Here is a 20485-nt window from a genome sequence, read left to right as displayed (position 1 = left end):
TGCCCCCCCCCCCCCCCCCCCGCAACCATCTGTATTATGGCGATAATTTCTGGGTCCTTCGTAACGAGATCGCGAGCGAGAGCGTCGACCTCGTCTATCTCGACCCGCCGTTCAACTCGAACGCCAATTACAACATCCTGTTCAAGTCGCCTGCGGGCACCTCATCGGATGCCCAGATCGAGGCGTTCGAGGACACCTGGCACTGGAACGACCATGCCGAGGACGCCTTCGATCAAGTCGCGCGCAGCGGCAACACCAAGGCGTTCGACCTGCTGAACGCGATGCGCTCCTTCCTCGGTGAGAACGACATGATGGCGTATCTCGCGATGATGGCGGTCCGCCTGATCGAACTGCACCGCGTGCTCAAGCCGACCGGCAGTCTGTACCTCCACTGCGATCCGACCGCGAGCCACTACCTCAAACTGTTGCTGGATGGGGTGTTTGGGGCGGATAAATTTCGGAGTGAGATTAGCTGGAAACGTTCATCGGCCCATAACGATGCGAAACAAGGCCGTGTTCAATACGGTAATATTCGGGATGTGATCTACTTCTATACCAAGTCTAGCGACTGGACATGGCATTGGCAGTACACTGCTTACGATCAAACATATGTCGACAGCGCCTATCGACACGCCGACGATGACGGCCGTCGATACCGCCGAGGAGACCTAACCGCGGCGAAACCCGGCGGAGACGTGAGCTATGGATGGCCTGTAAAACGTGCTCAAGGTGCAAGTTGGGTGGCAGATCTGGACGGGGAGTTTCTAAATCCGAAGGCTGGATGGGAATACAAGCAGGTTCCTCCATACAAAGGTAGATACTGGGCGTTTTCAAAAGCTAACATGACGGAGTTCGCGCGTCAGGATCGCCTTGCATATTCCTCTTCCGGCATGCCGGAGTTCAAAAGGTATTTAGACGAACAACAAGGCGTGCCGCTGCAAAACGACTGGCACGATATCCTGCCTGCAAGCGGAAGCGAAAATCTCGGCTACCCTACCCAAAAACCCCTCGCCCTCCTTGAACGCATCATCGCCGCCTCCTCCAAAGAAGGCGATGTCGTGCTCGACCCGTTCTGCGGTTGTGGCACCGCGATTCACGCCGCTCAGAAACTCGGGCGGCAGTGGATCGGCATAGACGTCACGCACCTCGCGATCAGCTTGATCGAAAAGCGGCTGCGGGCCGCCTTTCCCGGTATCGAGTTCACCGTCGAGGGCACGCCGAAAGACCTCGCTTCCGCTGAAGACCTCGCTGCGCGCGACAAATACCAGTTCCAATGGTGGGCGGTGTCGATGGTTGATGCCATGCCGTTCGGCGGCAAGAAGAAGGGTGCCGATGGCGGGATCGACGGCATCATCTATTTCAAGCCCGACGGAAAGCGCACCGAAAAGGCGCTCGTTTCAGTCAAGGGCGGCGACAATGTCGGCGTCCAGATGATCCGTGACCTCCACTCGGCGATGGAGCGCGAAAAGTCGCCGATCGGCGTGTTCATCACAAAGGCGCTGCCGACCGGCGTGATGGAGAAGGAAGCAGCGGCGGTGGGTCGTTTCCATTCGGAAGCGACCGGCAAGAGCTACCCGCGGCTCCAGATCATCACGCTCGCCGAGCTGTTCCAAGGTAAGCGCCCGGACATTCCCTATGTCGATCCGACTGCCGCGTTCAAGAAGGCGGGGCGTGAGGAAACGGCGAAGCAACCAAGCCTTTTGTGACGTTAAAACGGGGGGACCACTATGAGAAAAATTATGACCGTTGCCATCTTGCTAGCGAGCACGCCTGCTACGGCTCAGACCAAGCCGGTGGCACCGGCCAGTGCCACCGCGGCTGGCGGCACCTGCGCCGCGTTGGCGCGCGAGTACGAAGGCGCCTCTATGGACTTGGCAGCAAACTATGCCGAAGGCGTGGGCGACAATAGCGCGCCGAGGGCGACCTTACGCGCGATGGAAGACGCGAATACGCTGGCAAGAGCGCATATGACACTGGACCTGATGCGCGACTTCCGCTGCACAACTCCGAAAAACGCGCCCGATAGCATGCTATATTTGTCTGCGGCGCTCAATTGCGCCACCGACCGGCTCAAGGGCGGCGGCACCACGACGCCACCATCTTGCGACCGATCGACTTGGCAGAAAATGAGCAAAAGCGGAGGATAGGCGCCCTAAGTCTCCTTTATCCCCCTCGCCGTCGCTCAATGCTCTTGCCTTTACCGCAGGTTGTGTAGCGGCCACATCGCGGCGGGAGTGGAATATGGCGATCCGATTCTCGAGCTGAGCGACATCGACGTGGTCGCCGTTGATCCCGACATCGACGAAGTGGCGCGCATCCTCGTCCGCGGCGAACGGTCGGGCCGCTCGGTCCGCGTGCAAGTGTCGATCGATGAAGGGCTGTTGGCGCGGATCGACCGCGTGGCGAAGAACCGGTCCGGCTTTCTTGCCGATGCTGCCCGCGCGGCGCTGGCAGCGCGCGGCGCGCCCTGGTCCTGAGCCTGCCCTCCACATCGAAAGGGCCGGTTACAGCGACTTACGCAACGCCTCGTTGATTCGCGATTGCCAGCCCGGCCCGCCCGCGCGGAACCGGGCGACCACATCCTTATCGAGCCGCAGCGATATCTGTTCCTTGTTCGAACCGCGCGGTCGGCCACCCTTGCGGACAACCTTGCCCGCCACCTTAACCGTGGCGTTGTCGAACCAGTCCTTGCCCAGTTCGGGCGCGTCGTCGGGATCAACCCACGGTTCTGAAATAGTCATCGGCTTCACCCTTGGTTGCCGCCCGCATCGAAATGATATGCGGCGTACCGTCTCGATCGGTCCAAACCATAACGACGACAGCGTCATAGAGCAGCCCGACAGTAATCATACGGACCTCGCCATAGTCGAAGCGGTCATCCTCGAACTCGACCACCGCGCCCGCAAACACCTTTGGCGCGTCGGCGAAGTCGAGGTTTCGATGACGCAACGTAGCCTCGCGTTTCACCGCGTCGAAGGTGACGTCCATCGATGTTTATGTAGACACAAAAACCTTTGACGTAAAGGGATGGCGCGCCCTAGTCCCCCTTATCCCCCTCGCCGCGCGGCTTCTTGTGTTCGGCGTGCTGGCGGCGATCGGCGGCGAGGCTGCGGCCGACATCGACTTCGCCCTTGAATTCGCCTTGCTCGTCGCGGCGGACATAGCGTTTGTCGCCGTCGTGCGGCTCGATCAGTTCGCGTTTGCTCATGGCGGGTCTCCTCTAGGCTCCGCCTATAGAATCGCTGATATTCCAGATCGTTCCCCGTCATTTTCCTACACCCCGGGCGGTGTGCTAGAATGCGCGCCGGCCCGTGCGCCCGCGAGCCGCGCTCTTTGACAGTCGAATATCCCCGATCCCACGCCATCGTCCGGCGCTCGCCCGATCTGCACACCTGTTCTTATTTCTCCTGTGCGCGAAGATCGTGAAATTTGCCGCGGTTCGGCCGCTTCCCGCCAATGCCCATGGCCAGTGCGAACATTGGGAACATTCGCGCGCAATGGCCGCCGGGGCTCGTCTCGCCGCCAGCTTCGCTGCCGTTGTGCGATCCCCGGCTTGTTGCTAAGGGCGCCCGTCACGCATTTCGCGCGATCGACCCAGAGGCTTGTTTGGCAAAAGAAGAACTTCTCGAAATGCGCGGCCAGGTGGTGGAGCTGTTGCCCAACGCCATGTTCCGCGTCCGGCTGGAAAACGACCATGAGATCCTCGGTCACACCGCCGGCAAGATGCGCAAGAACCGCATCCGCGTGCTGGTCGGCGACGAGGTGCTCGTCGAGCTCACGCCCTATGACTTGACCAAGGGCCGCATCACCTATCGCTTCATGCCGGGCCGCGACGGACCGGGGCCGCGATAGTCCTTCGCCATTGCGGGCGCAGCGAAGCAATCCATACGTCTCGCGCGCTGCTGGATTGCTTCGCGGCGCTCGCAAAAGCGGGATAGGTTGAGGCAATGCCCACGCTGGTCCTCGCCTCCACATCGCCGCGCCGCCGCGAGTTGCTCGCGCGGATCGGCATTTTCCCCGACCGCGTCGCCACCCCCGATGTCGACGAGACGCCGCGGGAACGCGAATTGCCCCGCGCCTACGTCGCGCGGCTCGCCAAGGCCAAGGCGCTGGCGGTGCCGCGAGCGCCGGACGAAATCGTGCTGGCGGGCGACACCACCGTCGCGGTCGGCCGCCGCATCCTCGAAAAACCCGTGGACGAGGCCGATCTGCGGCGAATGCTCGGGCTGCTGTCGGGGCGGCGGCACCACGTATATTCGGGCGTCTGCGTGGTCGGGATCGACGGCACGCCGCGGACTCGCGTCGTCGACACGATCGTCGCGTTCAAGCCGCTCTCGCCGCCAGAGATCGACTGGTACGTCGCAAGCGGCGAGGGCGTGGGCAAGGCCGGCGGCTACGCGATCCAGGGCCGCGCCGAAGGCTTCGTGCGCTACCTCGCAGGCAGCCATTCGAACGTCGTCGGGCTGCCGGTGTTCGAGACGCTGGGCATGCTGCGCGCGGCGGGCGTTCCGCTTGGCTGAGTGGCTGTACGAGGCCGGCCTGGGCGAGAACCGCGCGGCGCTGGTCGAGGGCGGCCGGATCGTCGCGGCGCGGATCGAACGGCCGGGCGGCTTGCGGGTTGGCACGGTGTTGGAGGCGCGGCTGGTCGAGCGAGTCGCCGCCGGCTTGTCGCGGGTCGAGGGCGACGCAGGCGCGGCGGTGATCGAGCGCGTGCCGACGGGCGTGACCGAGGGCGCGCGGCTGATGGTCGCGGTGGTGCGTGAGGGCATCCCCGAAGTCGGCCGCCCCAAGCTCCCGCGCGTGGTCGCGACCGACGCCGCGCCGGGCGACGGCCCAGACCTGCTTGCGCGCTGCCACGCGAGCGGCGTGCCGGTCCGAGCGCTTGCCCCGCATCAGCCCGACGACCTCGAGGCGGCAGGCTGGTCGGAAGTGCTCGAGGAGGCATTGAGCGGCGAAATCGCCTTCGCCGGCGGTTCGCTTCGCCTGTCCCCGACCCCGGCGATGGCGCTGTTCGACGTCGACGGCCCCGGCGCGACGCCCGCGCTCGCGGTGGCGGCGGCAACCGCGGCGGCCGAAGCGATCGTCCGCCACGATATCGGCGGCTCGATCGGGATCGACTTCCCGACCGTGACCGGGAAAGCGGAACGCCTCGCGGTGGCCGCCGCGATCGACGCGACGCTGCCGCAGCCGTTCGAACGCACCGCGCTCAACGGCTTCGGCTTCCTCCAGATCGTCCGCCCCCGCGCCCACGCCTCGCTCCCCGAGCTGCTCCGTGCCGACCCTGTCGCCGCCGAAGCGCTCGCGCTGCTCCGCACGATCGAGCGCACGCCGCCGCCGGTCGCGCCCGATCAGTCCGTCAGTCCGCGCGTCCGCGCCTGGCTCGCCGACCGCCCGCACCTCGTCGCCGAGTTGTCGCGGCGGACCGGCGTTCCCATCTCGTTGCGATGACCAAGTCCGCCACCTGCCCGATCTGCGGCAGCCCGACCGACCCCGCGCACAAGCCGTTCTGCAGCCGCGGCTGCAAGGATCGCGACCTCCTCAAATGGCTCGGCGAAGGCTATGCGATCCCCGGCCCGCCGGTCGACCCGGAAGCGCTGGACACGCCCGAACCCCGCGATTAAGAGGCCCGCTCTTTCGCGTCACGTACGCAAGCCCAGGTAGCTCAGTTGGTAGAGCATGCGACTGAAAATCGCAGTGTCGGCGGTTCGATCCCGTCCCTGGGCACCATTCTCCGCCGCCCCGGAATTCGCCGGCCACGCAGTCTAGGGCTTTCGTCCGCGCGTCGCTTCGCTACCATCGATAAGCAGAGCGCGGGGGTCACGCATGCAGTTTGACGAGGTCATTCGCGGGCGCCGCAGCATCCGGGGCTACAAAACCGATCCCGTGCCCAGGGCGCTGATCGAGGAAATCATCGGGCTGGCGATGCGCGCGCCGTCTTCGATGAACACCCAGCCGTGGAACTTCACCGTCGTCGCGGGCGAACCGCTCGATCGCATCCGGCGGGGCAATACCGAGCGAATGGTCGCGGGGGTTCCGCAATCGCGCGAATTCCGCACCGGCCAGCCCTTTGCGGGACAGCATCGCGACCGGCAGATCGGCGTCGCCAAGCAATTGTTCGCGGCGATGGGGATCGCACGCGAGGATCAGGAGCGGCGGCAGGATTGGGTGCTGCGCGGCTTTCGGCAATTCGACGCTCCGGTGTGCGTGATCATCACCTACGATCGAGTCCTGGACGGCAGCGACGACACGCCGTTCGACTGCGGCGCGGTGGCGACCGCTTTGGTCAACGCGGCGTGGTCGCGCGGGCTCGGCGCGGTGATCAACAGCCAGGGCATCATGCAGTCGCCGGTCGTGCGCGAGCATGCCGGGATCGCCGACGATCAGGTGATCATGAAGAGCATCGCCCTGGGCTGGCCCGACGAAAGCTTCCCGGCAAACGCCGTCGTCTCCGAACGGAAAGCCGTAGAAGAGGCGACGGTGTTCGTCGGGTTCGACGACTAGGCTTCGACAGTCGAAAGGCATGGCGCAACGTGGGGCCGCACCCTAGAGAAGCGCGGGACCAAGCAGGAGCCAAAGATGGACAAGAGATCGATCGCCGGACTGCTCCCGTTGCTGACGCTGATTGGCGCGGCGCCTACCGCCTATAACCCGCGCGAAACCTTTGCGCCGTTCGACATGCAGTCGGCGGTGAACGTCTATCGCGGCGAAAGCGGATTGCCCGGCCCGCAATATTGGCAGAACCGCGTCGACTATGCGATCCACGCCACGCTCGATCCGGCGGCGCACGCGATCAGCGCGACGATCGCGATCAGCTACACCAACAACAGCCCGACGACGCTCGATGTGCTGTGGCTCCAGCTCGACCAGAACATCTACAAACCCGGATCGCGTGCCGCGGCGGCGCGCGGCGGAGTACCGCAAGGCAACACCGAGGGCATGGTGCTCGACGCCGTCTCGGTCACCCTGCCCGGCCGCCCGGCGGTTGCGATCACGCCGCTGGTTAGCGACACCCGCGCGCAACTGACGCTGCCGCGCGGGCTGGTCCACAGCGCCAAGGCGGTGGTCACGATCCGCTATCACTACACGGTGCCGGGTGCGAGGTTCGGCGGCCGCACGTCGTGGGGCACGACCGCGAGCGGCGCGGAAGTGTACGACATTGCGCAATGGTATCCGCGCATGGCGGTCTATGACGACCTTCGCGGCTGGGACACGGCGCCGTATCTCGGGCAGGAATTCTACCTCGAATATGGCGACATCGATTATTGGGTGACGGTCCCGGCGGGGATGATGGTGGCCGGGTCCGGCGCGTTGCAGAACGCGGTCGAGGTGCTGACGCCGGCCGAGCGGGCGCGACTGGCGCGGGCAGCCGCCAGCGACGCGACCGTCGTGATCCACGGCCCCGACGATATCGCGCGAGCCCCGGCGAGCGGCACGAAGACCTGGCATTTTCGCATGCAGGACACGCGCGACGTCGCGTGGAGTGCGTCGCGTGACTTCGTCTGGGACGCCGCGCGGATGCGCTTGCCCGGCGGCAGGACGTCAATGGCGATGTCGTTCTATCCGCTCGAGAGTCAGGGCTACGCGAAGTGGGGCCGATCGACCGAATTCGTTAAGGACACGGTCGAGCGGATGTCCGGGCGCTGGTACACTTACCCCTGGCCCGCCGCGGTCAGCGTGGCCGGCCCGTCGAGCGGGATGGAATATCCCGGCATCGTATTCGATGCGCCCGAGGATGCCGGCAAGGAGCTGTTCTGGATCACCGCGCACGAGATCGGGCATAGCTGGTTCCCGATGATCGTCGGGTTCGACGAGCGCCGCCACGCCTGGATGGACGAAGGCTTCAACACCTTCATCGACACGTTCGAATCCGACGACTTCAACCGCGGCGAGTTCGGGCCCAAGCGCGACAGCGAATACGCGCCGGGCGGCGGCAATCCGGTCGACGAGATACTCCCCGTCCTGGCCGATCCCGACGCCCCCCCGATCCTATCGCGTGCCGACACCGTGACCGAAAAGTATCGCCACCCCGTCACCTATTTCAAATCCGCGCTGGGGCTGCGGTTGCTGCGCGACGAGATCCTGGGACCCGAACGGTTCGATCCCGCGTTTCGCCGCTTCATCGCCGCCTGGGCGTTCCGCCACCCCAAGCCGGCCGACTTCTTCCGCGCGATGGAGAGCGACACGGGCGAAGACCTGTCATGGTGGTGGCGCGGTTGGTACGCCAACAATTGGCAGCTCGACCTGGCGGTGGCCGGGATCGAAGCGGCGAAGAACGGTGCGCCTCTGGTCCGCGTCGAGGCGCGCGACAGGCTGGTGATGCCGGTGACGCTGCGCGTGACCTATGCCGATGGTCATGCGACCGACCTCAGGCTGCCCGCCGAAACGTGGATTCGCCAGGGGTCGGTCGCGATCGCGGTCCCGGCCGGGAACGTCGTCCGCGCGGAGCTCGATCCCGACCACAAGCTGCCCGACCGCAATCGCGACAACAATTTGGCGTCACGCAAGCCGTGACGAACCCGCCGATCGACGCCTATTCCCCCGGACGGTAGCGCCGTTCGGTGTGGCCGACGAGCTGGTCTGGGTAGAAATAGACGGTGCGCAGATTGCCCGTCGCGTAGCGCTCCGCCTCGTCGGCGAAATGCTTCGACGTCGGGTCGCCGCTTTCGCCGCCCGCGGTCACGGCCAAGGCACGGACTCGCGAGCCGAACTCGACCACCGCGACGAAGCTGTTGCCGCTGGTGCCGTAATAGCGCTTGGTCCCCGGCCACGTCTTCGCGCCGAACGACGCCAGGCTGCCCCATTGCGCCGACGCGAAGCCGACCGGGATCGATGGCGCCGTGTCATCGAAATGCGGCTGGATCGAATCGTCGAGGCGCTGGAACCGGTTGATCTCGGCCCATGGCGTCCGCCAGCTGCCGAAGTCGCGTTGCAGTCGATCGACCGCGGCGACGAGCGCGTCGAGCTTGACCGCGGGCGACACGCGCTTCTCGATATATTCGGGCACGTTCATCCGCTCGGCCTGCGCGAAGCTGCCCACCTCTCGCCACAGAGTGTCGCCCCAGAACACCGCGAGGCTGGTTGCCGTTGAATCGAGCGCCCAGCGATCGTCCCACTCCCTGAGCAATGCGATCGGCTGGGCGAGCTTGGCGCGGCGCGGATCATTCTGCGGCAGCGCATCGTAGGCGGCGAACAGCCCGGGGAGCAGCGCACGGAACGCCGGCAAGTCGCTGTCGAACGCCGCCGCACGCAGCCCGTCGAGCGTCCATCCGCTGCGTCCAGTCAGCAGCGCGTCGGCATGGACGCCGCGATAATTCCACCCCGCCTGATCCATATATTTGGGATAGTTCGCCGCCTTCGGGCTGTCCGGCCCCGCCGCGTCCCACGGCCAGTCGTTGCTGTTGCGCACCCAGCCGACGCGCGGGTTGAGCACGCTCGGCAGGCTGGCGAGGCTGTGCAGCCCCTTCCAGCCGGTCGCCGGGTTCGACCCGTCGACCGGGCGCGTATAATCGAAGCGGTCGTCGCGCAGCGGCATGAATTGCGGGATCAGGAACGCGATCTCGCCCATGCTGTCGGCGAACAAAGTGTCGTTCGACGAATTGGCCTTGCGTTCGGCCACGGCGAGGTAGCTTTTGAGGTCGGTCGCCTTGGTGCGAAGGAAACTCTGCTCGAGCGCCGGGATCGGCTTCCACATCAGGGCCTCGGCGATCCACTTGCCGTCCTTGATCGCGACGACCGGGCCGTGATGCGTGCGATAGGTCGTGAAACTGCGTTCGCCCATCACTCCGTTGGGCTCGCGATACCGAAGCGTCACGCGGACCGTCGCCACCGGGCGCGTCGACCTGCCGTAGCGATAGGACCAGCCCTGCCCGTTCGGCACGACTCGTTCGGCGAACTCGTCGATATTGTCGACGCCCGACGAAGTGTGCATCCATCCCGCCTTTGCGTTGAAACCCTGATACACGAAGAATTGCCCCCAGGTGGCGGCGCCGTACGCATTCAGCCCCTCGCTGCTCGTCACTTGCTGCTCGGCCCGGAAATAGAAGCTGGTGTGCGGGTTGATCAGGAGCAGCGCGTGGCCGTCCTTGGTCAGCTTGGGCGCGATCGCGATGCCGTTCGATCCCCTGGGCTCGCGCGGGATCGCGCCAACTTCCTGCGGGGTCGGCGGCGTGGGCTTGCCGTAGAAGGTCTTGAGTCCGGAAAGCGAAATCCGCTCGATATCACCGCCGATACTGCCTTCGGTGAAGCTCAGCGCCATCCACGGCTCGAAATGCGTCAGCACCTTGGGCTTGGTCTCGGGATGCGTCGCGAGGTAGAAATTGAGTCCATCGGCCCAGGCGTTCATCAGCTTCTTGAGCCAGACCGGGCTAGCCGCATATTGCGCCTTCAATTCCACCGGATCGACGAACAGCCGCTGGCGCAGATCGGCCCAGATCGCGTCCTCCCCCGCGCCCGGCGCTTCAGCGGTGCGGCCGAGCGCGGTCAGGTAATTGGCCTCGACCCGCCCGAAATCGTCCTCTGCCTGGGCGTAGATCATCCCGAACACCGCATCGGCATCGGTCTTGCCGACGATATGCGCGATTCCCCAATCGTCGCGAGTGATCGTGACGCTGGCGGCTTCGGCGCGCCAGAGCGCCTTTTGCGGATCGGGCGTCGACGGCGCGGTAAGGACGAGCGCGAGGGCTAGGACGGGGAAGCGAGTGAGGCTAAACATGCGCGGAAACGTAACGCGATAACGGGGAGATGACCATGCGCCGGCTGGCCAAAAGGATAGTCGCTGTGTTGGCAATGCTGGTCGGTCCGGCGGCGATGCTTCCCGCCGCGCAACCCGCGCCGACGACCGTCATCCTGCTCAAGCCGGCCGGCGTGTTCGACGGCGTCGACGGCACGGTCCATCGCGGCTGGCAGGTATTGGTCGAAGGCGACAAGATCGCCGCGGTCGGCCCCAACCTCGCCGCGCCCGCCGGTGCGCAAGTGATCGACTTGCCCGGCGACACGCTGATGCCCGGGATGATCGAGGGGCACGGGCATCTGTTTCTCCACCCATATAACGAGACGAGCTGGGACGATCAGGTGCTCCACGAGCCGCTCGCGTTGCGCACCGCGCGGGCGGTGGCGCAAGCCAAGGCGACGCTGAGGGCCGGGTTCACCAGCGAGCGCGATCTCGGCACCGAGGGCGCAGGCTATGCCGATGTGGGCCTGCGCGATGCGATCAATCAGGGGATCGTGCCGGGGCCGAGGCTCAATGTCGCAACGCGCGCGATCGTCGCGCTCGGCGCCTATGGCCCGAAAGGTTTCGAGCCCGGCGTCGTCATCCCCCAGGGTGCCGAGGAGGTGTCGGGGGTCGATTCGATCGTCGCTGCGGTGCGCCGTCAGATCGCCGGCGGGGCGGATTGGGTGAAGCTCTACGCCGACTATCGCTGGCGCCCCGGCGAGGAAAGCAAGCCGACGCTTAGCCTCGAGGAAATGAAGGCCGCGGTCGCCGCCGCGCACGACGCCGGGCGGCCGGTCGCGGTCCATTCCGCGACCGCCGAGGGGATGCGCCGAGCGATCGCCGCCGGGGTCGACACGATCGAGCACGGCTATGGCGGCACGCCCGAAATCTTCGCGGCGATGGCGGCGAAGGGGATCGCGATGTGCCCGACGCTCGCCGCGTCCGACGCGGTCGCGCGCTATCGCGGCTGGAACGGCAGCGAACCCGCGCCGGCGAGCGTCCAGCTCAACCGCGACAGCTTCCGAATGGCGATGAAGGCGGGCGTGCACATCTGCATGGGCGGCGACGTCGGCGTGTTCGCGCATGGCCAGAACGCGCGCGAGATGGAGTTGATGGCGGCGGCCGGCATGCCCAACGCGCAAGTTCTGATCGCCGCGACCTGGGGCAATGCGCGCTGGCTCAAGATGGATGCGAAACTGGGCGCGGTGAAGGTCGGGCTACTCGCCGACCTCGTCGCGGTCGAGGGCGATCCGACCGCGGACATTTCGGCGGTGCGCCATGTCGCGATGGTGGTGAAGGGCGGCGTGGTGGTGCGGCGTTGAGGGCGAACGACGGGGTCCACCAGCGACCGGTTGCGGAGGCCGTCAACCCATGAAATGCCATCATGGAACCCGGAACGATGGCATCACTAACATGCGCCGTGTAGCCTTCGCACTGCCGGCTATATTCGCCCTTACGAGCTGCGGATTTGTGGCCGCCCCGGTTCCCGAGGGATGCTATAGGTTCAGCGACGGCACGCCATTGTTCAGGATTATTGGTAAGCAGGGTGTCGCGCTGTCGAAATATGCACGCGTGAAGACGTTCCACATCGGAGGATGGCACGAACTTTCCAGGAGGACTGTCGAGATAACGCCCGCGTTTTTGTTGCCGGGACTGCCTGCTGGCGACCCTGCCCGTGGCGAAACAATGCCAATTCCCACGATCGGATATTCCACATTCGCATTCGATCCGAAGCGCGAGGCTTTTCAGGTTCCAGTCGCAGCCTGGGGCGAGGAAGAGGTGAGGCTCGGACGGCCGTGTTGAGCGCGAAGGCTCATCGCGGCGACCATTTTCCACCTAATAGCGGACGTTAGGGCTCGACGATATCCTTCAGCGGCACGCTCGGATCGGCCAGTCGAGCCGGCGCGATTGCGGCACTCGCTTCGACCAATCTCCGCCCTTGCACATAATCCTTGGTCGCGTTGACGCAGTCGAGCGCGATCACTTTGCCCGACTTCAGATAGATCACCGAAAAACTGCGCGCCGCCCGGTCACCGCGCAGCACGGTTTGATCGTAGCCGATCGCCAGCCCCACGGTCTGGAGCCTCAAATCATATTGGTTCGACCAGAACCACGGCGTCGCCGCGCAGGCGACATCCTCGCCCAGTATCATCTTCGCCGCGACGCTCGCCTGATCGGTCGCGTTCTGGACCGATTCGAGCCGCACCTCGGCCCCGCCGGCGAAGCGATTGGCGTGAAGCGCGCAGTCGCCGACCGCGTAGATGTCGGGCAGCGAGGTGCGGCATTGCGCGTCGACCCACACGCCGTTGCCGCCTACCGCCCCCGCCGCCAGCAACGGCTCGACCGCGGGGACAATGCCAATCCCGACCACCACCATATCGGCCGGCACCACCTCACCGTCGGCGAGCCGCACCCCGTTCACCTTGTCCTCGCCGAGCAGTCGGTCGACCGCGGCGCCGGTCCGCACGTCGACGCCATGCGCGCGGTGCTCGTCCTCGTAGAATCGCGACAGATCGGCTCCGGCAACGCGCGCCATCACGCGGTCGAGCGCTTCGAGCAACGTCACCTTCTTGCCCAGCTTGGCGAGCACCGCCGCCGCCTCGAGCCCGATGAACCCGCCGCCGACCACCGCCACGCGATTCACGCCGGGCAGTTCTGCGACCAGCCGGTCGACATCGGCGCGGCTGCGGATCGTGTGGACACCGGCGAGGTCGTGCCCCTCGCACGCCAGCCGCCGCGCCTGACCGCCCGCCGCCCAGATCAGTTTGCCATAGCCGATCGTCGCACCGTCGGCGGTGGTCACGCGACGCGCGTGCGGGTCCACCGACACCACGCGGCGACCGAGCAGCATCGCCACCTCCCGCTCTTCCCAGAATGCTGGCTGGCGGATCAGGATTCGCTCGAACGGCTTGTCGCCCGACAGATACTCCTTCGACAGCGGCGGGCGTTCGTACGGCAGTTCGGGCTCGTCGCCGACCATAGCGATCGATCCCGCGAATTTGCCCTGGCGAAGCGCGATCGCGACCTGTGCGCCGCCATGCCCCGCCCCGACGATCAGGACATCGTACTGCTCCATGCAGCCGCGCTAGCCGCTTCGCTTAGCCCTGTCATGGCTTGCGTCGCGCTGCATGGCGGCACAAAGTGAGAGGGCGAAGGGGCAAGCATGAACCATCGGCCGATCAGGACGCGCGACGACGCGCTCGACGCGCTGCGCGGGATCGCGGTCTTCGGGATGGTGCTGGTCAACCTGCAGGGCGACGACCGGGTCGCGTTCCCGCTGCTCGCGCATGCCGAATGGACCGGTCTGACGATCGCCGACCTGGTGTTTCCGCTGTTCCTGCTCGCGCTCGGGCTCGCGCTGCCGCTGTCGCTCGACGGGCGGATCCCGCGCGTTGGGGTGGGGCGGATCGTGCGCCGCGCGGTGCTGCTCTGGCTAATCGGGTTCGCGATCGGCTGGATCGTCCATGCCAGCACGCACCTCGTCGACATCCGCTTCACCGGCGTGCTCGAACGGATCGCGATCGTCTATCTCTTCGCGGCGCTCACCGTTCGCGCGACCAGGACATGGCATATCCCCGCGGCGGTCGCGGGCGTGCTGATGCTGATCCATGGCGTGCTGCTCTACATGCCGCCGCCCGATGGCATCGCGAGCATGGCGCCAGGGATGGGTTTCTCCGGCTGACTCGACCGCGCGCTTCTTGGCGGCACGCGGATGTACGGCAAGGTGTTCGACCCCGAAGGCCCGCTGTCGATGCTGTCGGCGATCGCCACCGCGATGATCGGCGTCGCGGTGCAGCGCCGCGCCAAGCGCGTCAAGCAGCCGCTCGTCATCATCTTCGCGACCGCCGCTTTGTGCGCGGGCCTTGCGATCGCCGCCGCGTGGTTCTGGCCGATCAACAAGGCGCTGTGGACGCCGACCTTCACGCTGACCAACGCGGCGATCGGGCTGGCGATGCTCGGGCTGCTCAAGGCCGGATGGGCGCGGATCGGCGGCTGGGCGCCGGTGCGGCTGGCGGCGAGCCTGGGCCAGGTCGCGCTGACGCTCTATGTCGTTCATGCGCTGCTGACCGCGGTGCTGGTGATCCGCGTCGGCGGCGAACGGTTATGGGCATCGAGCTTCGCCGCGCTCGCGCGGGTCGGGCTGCCGCCCGGCTGGACGTCGTTGCTCTACGCGGTGATCGCGGGGGCAATCGCGATTCTGGTCACGCTGGCGCTCAAGCGGCGCGGCTGGGTGCTACGCGTCTAGTCGCTTCACCGTCACACTTTGCTCGATCAGATCGGCCTGGCCGAAGATCGTCAGGAAGCTGATGTCGGTGGCATCGCGCCCGACCCCGATCCGCGCGATCCCCTCCTCAGGCGCCAGCCCCGTGGGATCGACCAGCCGCCAAGCGCCGTCGAGCCACACCTCGACGACGGCGTGGAAATCCTCCGGCTCGAGCGCCCAGGCATAGGCGCCGACCATCCGCGCTGGCACGTCCGCGGCGCGCGCCATGGCGATCAGCAAATGCGAGAAATCGCGGCACACACCGCGCCGTGCGACCAGGGTATCGACCGCGGTTCCGCCAATCGTGCCCCAAGCGTACGTCACGTGGCCGCGGATCCAATCGACCATCGCCGCGATCCGGTCGCCGCCGACGAGATGCCCGAAGTCGCGCCGCGCCCAGCCTTCCAGGCGATCGGCCTCGCAATAGCGGCTGGGAAACAGATATGGCACGACCGCGGCGGGAAGCGTCGGCAGATCGTCAGCGGCAAGTCCGGCGAGCGCCGTCGCGGGCCGCTCGATATCGACCGTCGCAGTATAGCGGGCAGTCACGCGGTCCGCTCCGCGCGCCCAAGTGCGCCGCCCGACCCCATCGTCGGCCGCGACCGGCGCCAACGGTCCGGTGCCCCCGACTTCGAGCAGGTCCTCGACCAGCCGCTGATCCGCGGTCGGCGCGACCTCGAGCGCGAACAGCAAATCGGCGGGCGTGGGGAGCCGGTAATCGAGCCAGGCATTGATTGAGAGACGCATAGGCCGCCCCTAGGCGATCTACGGCCGCATGTCGTCCGGCTTGCTGCGATCAGTCGGCCTGAATTTTCGCCGGGGAATTTACCGCCCCTGCGAACGCCAGCGGCGGATCGTGCGGCTGATGATCTGGTCCTCGCCGCCGGTCTCGCGCCACAGATTCGAAAAGAGCGGGTCGTCCGACGCCGGGCGCTTATTCTCTTCGAGAGCGTCGAACGCGACTCGAATCGGGATCGCGACGCCTTCGCCGCAGATGATGCACTCGCGGTTGCGCAACGCCGGGATCGAATCGAGGAAACCACGCGCGCCTTCGGGCATCGCGGCGCGAACGAACGCCTGGTCGCGGTCGTTGTTGAGCCGCATCGAGATGATCGTACCGCACTGCGACAGCACGCCTTCGGCCAGATCCGACGGGCGCTGCGTGATCAGGCCGAGCGAAACGCCGTATTTGCGGCCTTCCTTGGCGATGCGGCTGAGGATTTTGCCGACCGACGATCCGTCGGCATTGCGTTCGTTCGGGATGTAGCGGTGCGCTTCCTCGCAGACGAGCAGGATCGGGCGCTGCGGCTCGTTGCGCGACCAGATCGCGAAGTCAAACACCATGCGCGACAGCACCGCGACGACGACGCTGGTAATTTCGTTGGGCACGCCCGACACGTCGATGATCGAGATCGGCTTGCCGCCGCCGGGCAGGCGGAAGATGCGGGCGATGAAGTCCTGCATCGTGTCCGCCACCAGCATGCCAGAGAACATGAAACCGTAGCGCGGGTCGGCCTTGATCTCGTCGATCTTGGTCTTGAGGCGCAGGTACGGCGCGGTGTCGCCGGCGCGATCCATCTTGCCCATTTCGAGCTGGATCAGGTTGGTGAGGTCGCTGAGCAGATAGGGGATTGGCGCGTCGACCGTCAGCTTGGGGATCTCCTGCCCCAGCCGGCTCTTGCCGCGCGCCGCCAGCAGGCACTTGGCGAGGATGTCCTTGTCGATCTGGGCTTCGTTGCCGGTGGTCGTCAGGAACACTTCGCAATGTTCCTCGAAATTCATTAGCCAGTACGGCATCTGCAAGTTCGACACGTCGTAGATCGCGCCGTTGCCGTCGAACGCCGCCGCATATTCGCCATGCGGGTCGACCATCACGATATGGCCCTGCGGTGCGAGGTCGCAGATCTTGTGGAGGATCAGGGCAGCGCTGGTCGACTTGCCGGTACCGGTCGAGCCGAGCAATGCGAAATGCTTGCCGAGCATTGCGTCGACGTAGAGTGCGGCGCGGATGTCGCGGGTCGGATAGACCGTGCCAATCTCGACATGCGCGCGGTTGTCGGCGGCGTAGATTTGCTTCAGGTCGGCCGTCGACACCGGGTAAGCGGCCGCACCGGGCGCGGGGTAGCGAGTCACGCCGCGCCGGAAATTATAGAGCTTGCCGGTCAACCGTTCCTCGTCGCCCTCGCCGAGAAAATCGATCTGCGCGAGCACGCCCGCCTCGCTCATCCTGAGCGAGCGGACGTTGGCGATCAGCCACGAAGCGCCGACGTGGATTTTGAGCTGCGCGCCGACCGAACCGGCGCCGGCCAGGACCGGATCGCCGTCATCGGCGTAGGTATCGACCGCCTGGGTGTCGAGCAGCACCTGGCCACCCGATCCGGCGATGTCGATCAGCACGCCGATCTGACGCACGCTGCCAGCGGCGGCTGGGACAGCCGCGGCCACCGCGGGCATGGCGTTGGCGAAGGCGCCACCACTCGGCATTTCGGTCATCGCAGTCCCCTGATCATCGGACAGGGCTATGCACGAAGAGTGGTAAATATTGCGTGAGTTATGCGCGTATCAAACATGTGGCGCCGGCCGGGTTGCTTATGTGGGTGGACCGTCAGGACCTGAACCATTCCCACACGCAAATCAGTGCGAATCCTGTCCAGGCCAAACCCTGCAGCCAGAACCAGAACGGCTCCCTCTTCCTGTCGTAGAAATAGGACTTGCTCGGCATCCGCCCCACGGCGAACGCATAGGCGAGCGGCAGCATGCAGCACAGCGCGGCAATCAGCCAGATGCCGCTCACACGCGCCGCGCGACGTAGCCGGCGACCCAGCCGAACAGCACCGACAGCGCCACCGCGGCCAGCCCATAGGTGATCGACCAGCGTTGCGCCGCGCGCGCGACGAAGCGTTCGAAACCCGATTTGCGGATCTCGATCTCCTTGGTCGCGACGGCGAGGACATGGCCATCGCGGATCAGGAAAGTCTCGGCGGTGAACCGCCCGACCGGCACGCGCGCCGGAATGTCGACGCGTGCCCGATAGAGGACGCCGTCGGTGATCTCGACCGCGCCGGGCGCCTCATAATAGAGGTTGGACCGCCGCTTGAGATCGACCAATCCGCGCGCAAAGCGATCCTGCTCGTCCTGCGGCGCGCTCGAGGCCGGCGACAGCTGCAGGCTGTCGAGCCCGAGCTCGTAGATCGCGCGCGTGCGATCGTCGACCAAGTCGCGGATCGGGCGGGAGGAGACGAGGCCATAGAAGCTCGGTGCCGAGCGATAGCGCAGCCGCGCCGCGTTGACCCAAATGCCGGCGATCTTTTCCTTCTCGCGCACCAGGATCGATTCGGTCGGACCTTTGACCACCACGACGATGTCGCTCGGCTTGTCGTCGGTGGGCAAGCGCCCGCCAGGGTAAAGGATCGCGCCGAACAGCAACAATTCGGCGCCGGTGAACGAATAGGCGATCTCGATCTGGCGCTGCGACACGTCGGGGACGAGCACCGGTTTGGAGCCCGGCTGGCTCTGCCCCATCAGCAACGGTGCGATGAGCAGGAAGACGGCCGCCTTGCCCCTCACGACAGCTCGACCGAATAGATCTCATCAGGCCGCCAGCCCAGTCCGATGGCGACGCGGATCCCCACCAGCAGCACCAGTATGGCGAGCGCGAGGCGAAGATATTCGGGCCTCGCCTTGGTCGCGAACCGCGCGCCGATCTGTGCGCCGGTGACCGATCCGAGCAGCAACAATGCCGCGAGGACGATGTCGACAGCCTTGGTCGTGGTGGCGTGCACCATCGTCGCCCAGGCCGTCACGAAGAGCGTCTGGAACAGGCTGGTCCCGACGACCACCTGGGTCGCCATGCCGAGCACGTAGATCATCACCGGCACCAGGATGAACCCACCGCCGATGCCAAGCAGCACAGTGAGGATGCCGGTCGCGAAACCCAGTAGCAGCGGCGCGATCGGCGAGATGTACAACCCCGAACGATAGAAGCGCGTGCGAAACGGCAGCGAGGCAACCAGTGGATGGTGCCGTCGCTTGCGGGCGCGAGGCAGCACTCCGGCGCGGGCGGCGCGGATAGACTGAATCGACTCGCGCGCCATCACGGTCCCGATCCACCCCAGCAGCACGACATAGATGATCGCGATGACGGTATCGATCTGCCCAGTGGTCTGCAGCAGGCGGAAAATCCAGGCGCCGAACAGCGAACCGACAAACCCGCCCGCGACCAACACGCCGCCCATCTTGAAGTCGACTCCGCGCCGGCCCAAGTGCGCGAACACTCCCGATATGCTCGCGCCGGTGACCTGGCTGGCCGACGACGCGGCGGCAACCGTCGGCGGAATGCCATAGACGATCAGCATCGGCGTCGTCAGGAACCCGCCGCCGATGCCGAACATGCCCGACAGCAATCCCACGAACCCGCCCAGCAGCACGATGACGAGCGCGTTGACCGACAGGTTGGCGATGGGGAGGTAGATATCCACGTCCCCGCTTATCGCGTGAGCGCGGAATGCGGAAGCGCCGCGCCGCTCAGAAGTCGCCGCCGATCACCAGCACCGCCCCGGATCCGGGGCGAGCGTCGCCGGCGATCCGCTGACGCCAGTCGAGCGACAGGCGGACCGCACCGCGGCCGAGCGGGAAGCGCGCGCCAAGCGACGGCCCCATGTCGAGCCGATTCGCCCCGCGCTGGGCGCCACCCCAGCCGCCCAATCCGAGATCGACGCGCGCGCCGCCGAGCTTGACCAGCGGCCGCGCCAGCCGTGCCGATCCTTCGGCATAGGCCTCGGCCTGCCGGCGGCGGATCACCCCCGCCTGGCCATAGGTTTCGAGGTCGAACCCGGCGGCAAGCGGGCCCGGGCCGGTTCCGGCGACCACGCCGACCTCCGGTCCGCTCGACCCGCCATCGAGCGACACGCGATATTCGGCAGCGAGCCGCACCGGCAGCCGAGGCGGCTTCCATTCGACGCCCAGTGCGGCTTCGCGCCCGCGCCCATGAAGCGGAGTGGCGACGCGAGCGACGAAGGCGAGCCGGCCGATCGCGTACGCGATCCGCAACCCCGCTTGGCTGCCGCCGAGCTGACCGCTGCCCGAACCGGGAGCGATGCCGCGCCCATCGCGCAACACGAACCAACCGCTCACCGACCAGCGGTTGGTAGCGAACGGCGTCGCGACGACACTTGGCGGCGGCGGAGCCAGGATCGGGCCTGTCGCGGGGGTTTCCTGCTTCCGGTCGAGTTGTAGCGGGGGCGGCGTTGGTACTCCGGCGGCGACTGCGAGCAACGGCGGGGCAATCGGCATCCGGCTGGCGGCAGTCGCCCAATCTGGCTTCGTCCAGACGCGGACTGAGGCAACCTGCTTCACTGGTCCTGCGGGCGCTTGCGTCGGGTGCACCCCAACGGCTGGTGCACTGTCGGCGAAGGCGGCGGGGACCAGCGCGCGAGGCAGCGCCGCCGGCCCGTCGGTCGGCCACAGCATGGCTGCACGCACCGCGACCCAGCCGATCGCGGTCAAGCCCA

23 protein-coding genes and 1 tRNA gene are annotated in these 20485 nt (G+C 66.3%); 13 read left to right on the top strand and 11 right to left on the bottom strand.

Translation table 11 applies throughout. The annotated features are described in order from the left end of the window. The 3 genes from VH326_RS12125 to VH326_RS12115 form a co-directional block, all read left to right on the top strand. The coding region (locus tag VH326_RS12125; RefSeq protein ID WP_414714275.1) for a DNA methyltransferase at positions 1-1706 on the top strand (1706 nt) is incomplete at its 5' end. A 33-nt stretch (positions 1707-1739) separates the two neighbouring features. Beyond that, the gene (locus tag VH326_RS12120; protein WP_329632075.1) at positions 1740-2147 is read left to right on the top strand and encodes a hypothetical protein; all 408 of its coding nucleotides are present in this window, start codon (positions 1740-1742) and stop codon (positions 2145-2147) included. 60 nt (positions 2148-2207) lie between these two features. Then, a complete protein-coding gene (locus VH326_RS12115; protein ID WP_329632074.1) occupies positions 2208-2477 on the top strand; it encodes a hypothetical protein in 270 nt (89 codons plus the stop codon). Positions 2478-2504: 27 nt separating this feature from the next. Here VH326_RS12115 and VH326_RS12110 read toward each other — a convergent pair whose 3' ends face one another. The 3 genes from VH326_RS12110 to VH326_RS12100 are packed head-to-tail and all read right to left on the bottom strand — an operon-like array spanning position 2505 to position 3208. Further along, positions 2505-2741, bottom strand: a complete 237-nt coding sequence (locus tag VH326_RS12110; RefSeq protein WP_329632073.1) for a BrnA antitoxin family protein — start codon at positions 2739-2741, stop codon at positions 2505-2507. Continuing rightward, positions 2716-2988 (bottom strand): BrnT family toxin, encoded by a 273-nt coding sequence (locus VH326_RS12105; RefSeq protein WP_329632072.1) that lies wholly within the window; start codon positions 2986-2988, stop codon positions 2716-2718. The genes VH326_RS12110 and VH326_RS12105 overlap by 26 nt, the downstream gene beginning before the upstream one ends. A gap of 49 nt (positions 2989-3037) precedes the next feature. Continuing rightward, positions 3038-3208: a hypothetical protein gene (locus tag VH326_RS12100; protein ID WP_329632071.1), complete on the bottom strand. Its 171-nt coding sequence runs from the start codon at positions 3206-3208 to the stop codon at positions 3038-3040. A gap of 398 nt (positions 3209-3606) precedes the next feature. On the opposite strand from VH326_RS12100, the gene infA reads away from it, so the two are divergent. The 7 genes from infA (at position 3607) to VH326_RS12065 (ending at position 8511) form a co-directional block, all read left to right on the top strand. Further along, positions 3607-3852 (top strand): translation initiation factor IF-1, encoded by a 246-nt coding sequence (gene infA, locus VH326_RS12095; RefSeq protein WP_293988794.1) that lies wholly within the window; start codon positions 3607-3609, stop codon positions 3850-3852. Between the two features lie 95 nt (positions 3853-3947). After that, on the top strand, positions 3948-4520 hold the full coding sequence (locus tag VH326_RS12090) for a nucleoside triphosphate pyrophosphatase (protein WP_329632070.1): 573 nt from the start codon (positions 3948-3950) through the stop codon (positions 4518-4520). Beyond that, the gene (locus VH326_RS12085) at positions 4513-5448 is read left to right on the top strand and encodes a ribonuclease (RefSeq protein ID WP_329632069.1); all 936 of its coding nucleotides are present in this window, start codon (positions 4513-4515) and stop codon (positions 5446-5448) included. The genes VH326_RS12090 and VH326_RS12085 overlap by 8 nt, the downstream gene beginning before the upstream one ends. Continuing rightward, a complete protein-coding gene (locus VH326_RS12080; protein WP_329632068.1) occupies positions 5445-5621 on the top strand; it encodes a DNA gyrase inhibitor YacG in 177 nt (58 codons plus the stop codon). The genes VH326_RS12085 and VH326_RS12080 overlap by 4 nt, the downstream gene beginning before the upstream one ends. A gap of 30 nt (positions 5622-5651) precedes the next feature. Further along, positions 5652-5727: transfer RNA gene (locus VH326_RS12075), tRNA-Phe, on the top strand. 96 nt (positions 5728-5823) lie between these two features. Beyond that, entirely contained in the window at positions 5824-6501 is a 678-nt protein-coding gene (locus VH326_RS12070; protein ID WP_329632067.1) for a nitroreductase, read from the top strand. 75 nt (positions 6502-6576) lie between these two features. Next, the gene (locus VH326_RS12065; protein WP_329632066.1) at positions 6577-8511 is read left to right on the top strand and encodes a M1 family metallopeptidase; all 1935 of its coding nucleotides are present in this window, start codon (positions 6577-6579) and stop codon (positions 8509-8511) included. 19 nt (positions 8512-8530) lie between these two features. Here the strand turns inward: VH326_RS12065 and VH326_RS12060 are convergent, their stop codons facing one another. Beyond that, a complete protein-coding gene (locus VH326_RS12060) occupies positions 8531-10711 on the bottom strand; it encodes a penicillin acylase family protein (protein WP_329632065.1) in 2181 nt (726 codons plus the stop codon). 74 nt (positions 10712-10785) lie between these two features. On the opposite strand from VH326_RS12060, the gene VH326_RS12055 reads away from it, so the two are divergent. Beyond that, on the top strand, positions 10786-12033 hold the full coding sequence (locus tag VH326_RS12055; RefSeq protein ID WP_329632091.1) for an amidohydrolase family protein: 1248 nt from the start codon (positions 10786-10788) through the stop codon (positions 12031-12033). Positions 12034-12560: 527 nt separating this feature from the next. Here the strand turns inward: VH326_RS12055 and VH326_RS12050 are convergent. Next, a complete protein-coding gene (locus VH326_RS12050; RefSeq protein WP_329632064.1) occupies positions 12561-13787 on the bottom strand; it encodes an FAD-dependent oxidoreductase in 1227 nt (408 codons plus the stop codon). A gap of 87 nt (positions 13788-13874) precedes the next feature. Between VH326_RS12050 and VH326_RS12045 the strand changes: the two genes are divergently transcribed. Both VH326_RS12045 and VH326_RS12040 read left to right on the top strand, forming a co-directional pair. Beyond that, entirely contained in the window at positions 13875-14393 is a 519-nt protein-coding gene (locus VH326_RS12045) for a heparan-alpha-glucosaminide N-acetyltransferase domain-containing protein (RefSeq protein WP_329632063.1), read from the top strand. A 30-nt stretch (positions 14394-14423) separates the two neighbouring features. Continuing rightward, a complete protein-coding gene (locus tag VH326_RS12040) occupies positions 14424-14957 on the top strand; it encodes a hypothetical protein (protein ID WP_329632062.1) in 534 nt (177 codons plus the stop codon). On the opposite strand, the gene VH326_RS12035 is transcribed toward VH326_RS12040, so the two are convergent. From VH326_RS12035 to VH326_RS12010, 6 genes are all read right to left on the bottom strand, one after another. Continuing rightward, positions 14946-15722, bottom strand: a complete 777-nt coding sequence (locus tag VH326_RS12035) for a transglutaminase family protein (protein ID WP_329632061.1) — start codon at positions 15720-15722, stop codon at positions 14946-14948. The genes VH326_RS12040 and VH326_RS12035 overlap by 12 nt on opposite strands. 78 nt (positions 15723-15800) lie before the next feature. Beyond that, positions 15801-17468 (bottom strand): ATP-binding protein, encoded by a 1668-nt coding sequence (locus tag VH326_RS12030; protein WP_414714274.1) that lies wholly within the window; start codon positions 17466-17468, stop codon positions 15801-15803. Between the two features lie 112 nt (positions 17469-17580). Beyond that, entirely contained in the window at positions 17581-17769 is a 189-nt protein-coding gene (locus tag VH326_RS12025; RefSeq protein ID WP_329632060.1) for a hypothetical protein, read from the bottom strand. Next, the gene (locus VH326_RS12020) at positions 17766-18497 is read right to left on the bottom strand and encodes a TIGR02186 family protein (protein WP_329632089.1); all 732 of its coding nucleotides are present in this window, start codon (positions 18495-18497) and stop codon (positions 17766-17768) included. Before VH326_RS12020 ends, VH326_RS12025 begins: the two co-directional genes overlap by 4 nt. 41 nt (positions 18498-18538) lie before the next feature. After that, positions 18539-19453, bottom strand: a complete 915-nt coding sequence (locus tag VH326_RS12015) for a sulfite exporter TauE/SafE family protein (RefSeq protein ID WP_329632059.1) — start codon at positions 19451-19453, stop codon at positions 18539-18541. Positions 19454-19499: 46 nt separating this feature from the next. After that, positions 19500-20480 carry a hypothetical protein gene (locus VH326_RS12010; protein WP_329632058.1) on the bottom strand — a complete coding sequence of 327 codons (981 nt, stop codon included), beginning with the start codon at positions 20478-20480 and terminating at the stop codon, positions 19500-19502. Positions 20481-20485: the final 5 nt, after the last annotated feature.

It is taken from the genome of Sphingomonas sp. (assembly GCF_036269755.1).
Classification (GTDB): Bacteria; Pseudomonadota; Alphaproteobacteria; order Sphingomonadales; family Sphingomonadaceae; genus Sphingomonas.
This window is presented reverse-complemented; position numbering and strand designations above follow the sequence as displayed.

What these genes read in the sequence shown, in the direction of transcription:
- VH326_RS12120 (WP_329632075.1), top strand. Translation starts at nt 1,740, where the DNA reads ATGACCGTTGCCATCTTGCTAGCGAGCACGCCTGCTACGGCTCAGACC.
- VH326_RS12110 (WP_329632073.1), bottom strand. Translation starts at nt 2,741, where the DNA reads ATGACTATTTCAGAACCGTGGGTTGATCCCGACGACGCGCCCGAACTG.
- VH326_RS12105 (WP_329632072.1), bottom strand. Translation starts at nt 2,988, where the DNA reads ATGGACGTCACCTTCGACGCGGTGAAACGCGAGGCTACGTTGCGTCAT.
- VH326_RS12100 (WP_329632071.1), bottom strand. Translation starts at nt 3,208, where the DNA reads ATGAGCAAACGCGAACTGATCGAGCCGCACGACGGCGACAAACGCTAT.
- VH326_RS12090 (WP_329632070.1), top strand. Translation starts at nt 3,948, where the DNA reads ATGCCCACGCTGGTCCTCGCCTCCACATCGCCGCGCCGCCGCGAGTTG.
- VH326_RS12080 (WP_329632068.1), top strand. Translation starts at nt 5,445, where the DNA reads ATGACCAAGTCCGCCACCTGCCCGATCTGCGGCAGCCCGACCGACCCC.
- VH326_RS12070 (WP_329632067.1), top strand. Translation starts at nt 5,824, where the DNA reads ATGCAGTTTGACGAGGTCATTCGCGGGCGCCGCAGCATCCGGGGCTAC.
- VH326_RS12065 (WP_329632066.1), top strand. Translation starts at nt 6,577, where the DNA reads ATGGACAAGAGATCGATCGCCGGACTGCTCCCGTTGCTGACGCTGATT.
- VH326_RS12060 (WP_329632065.1), bottom strand. Translation starts at nt 10,711, where the DNA reads ATGTTTAGCCTCACTCGCTTCCCCGTCCTAGCCCTCGCGCTCGTCCTT.
- VH326_RS12055 (WP_329632091.1), top strand. Translation starts at nt 10,786, where the DNA reads ATGCTGGTCGGTCCGGCGGCGATGCTTCCCGCCGCGCAACCCGCGCCG.
- VH326_RS12050 (WP_329632064.1), bottom strand. Translation starts at nt 13,787, where the DNA reads ATGGAGCAGTACGATGTCCTGATCGTCGGGGCGGGGCATGGCGGCGCA.
- VH326_RS12045 (WP_329632063.1), top strand. Translation starts at nt 13,875, where the DNA reads ATGAACCATCGGCCGATCAGGACGCGCGACGACGCGCTCGACGCGCTG.
- VH326_RS12040 (WP_329632062.1), top strand. Translation starts at nt 14,424, where the DNA reads ATGTACGGCAAGGTGTTCGACCCCGAAGGCCCGCTGTCGATGCTGTCG.
- VH326_RS12035 (WP_329632061.1), bottom strand. Translation starts at nt 15,722, where the DNA reads ATGCGTCTCTCAATCAATGCCTGGCTCGATTACCGGCTCCCCACGCCC.
- VH326_RS12030 (WP_414714274.1), bottom strand. Translation starts at nt 17,468, where the DNA reads ATGACCGAAATGCCGAGTGGTGGCGCCTTCGCCAACGCCATGCCCGCG.
- VH326_RS12020 (WP_329632089.1), bottom strand. Translation starts at nt 18,497, where the DNA reads ATGGGGCAGAGCCAGCCGGGCTCCAAACCGGTGCTCGTCCCCGACGTG.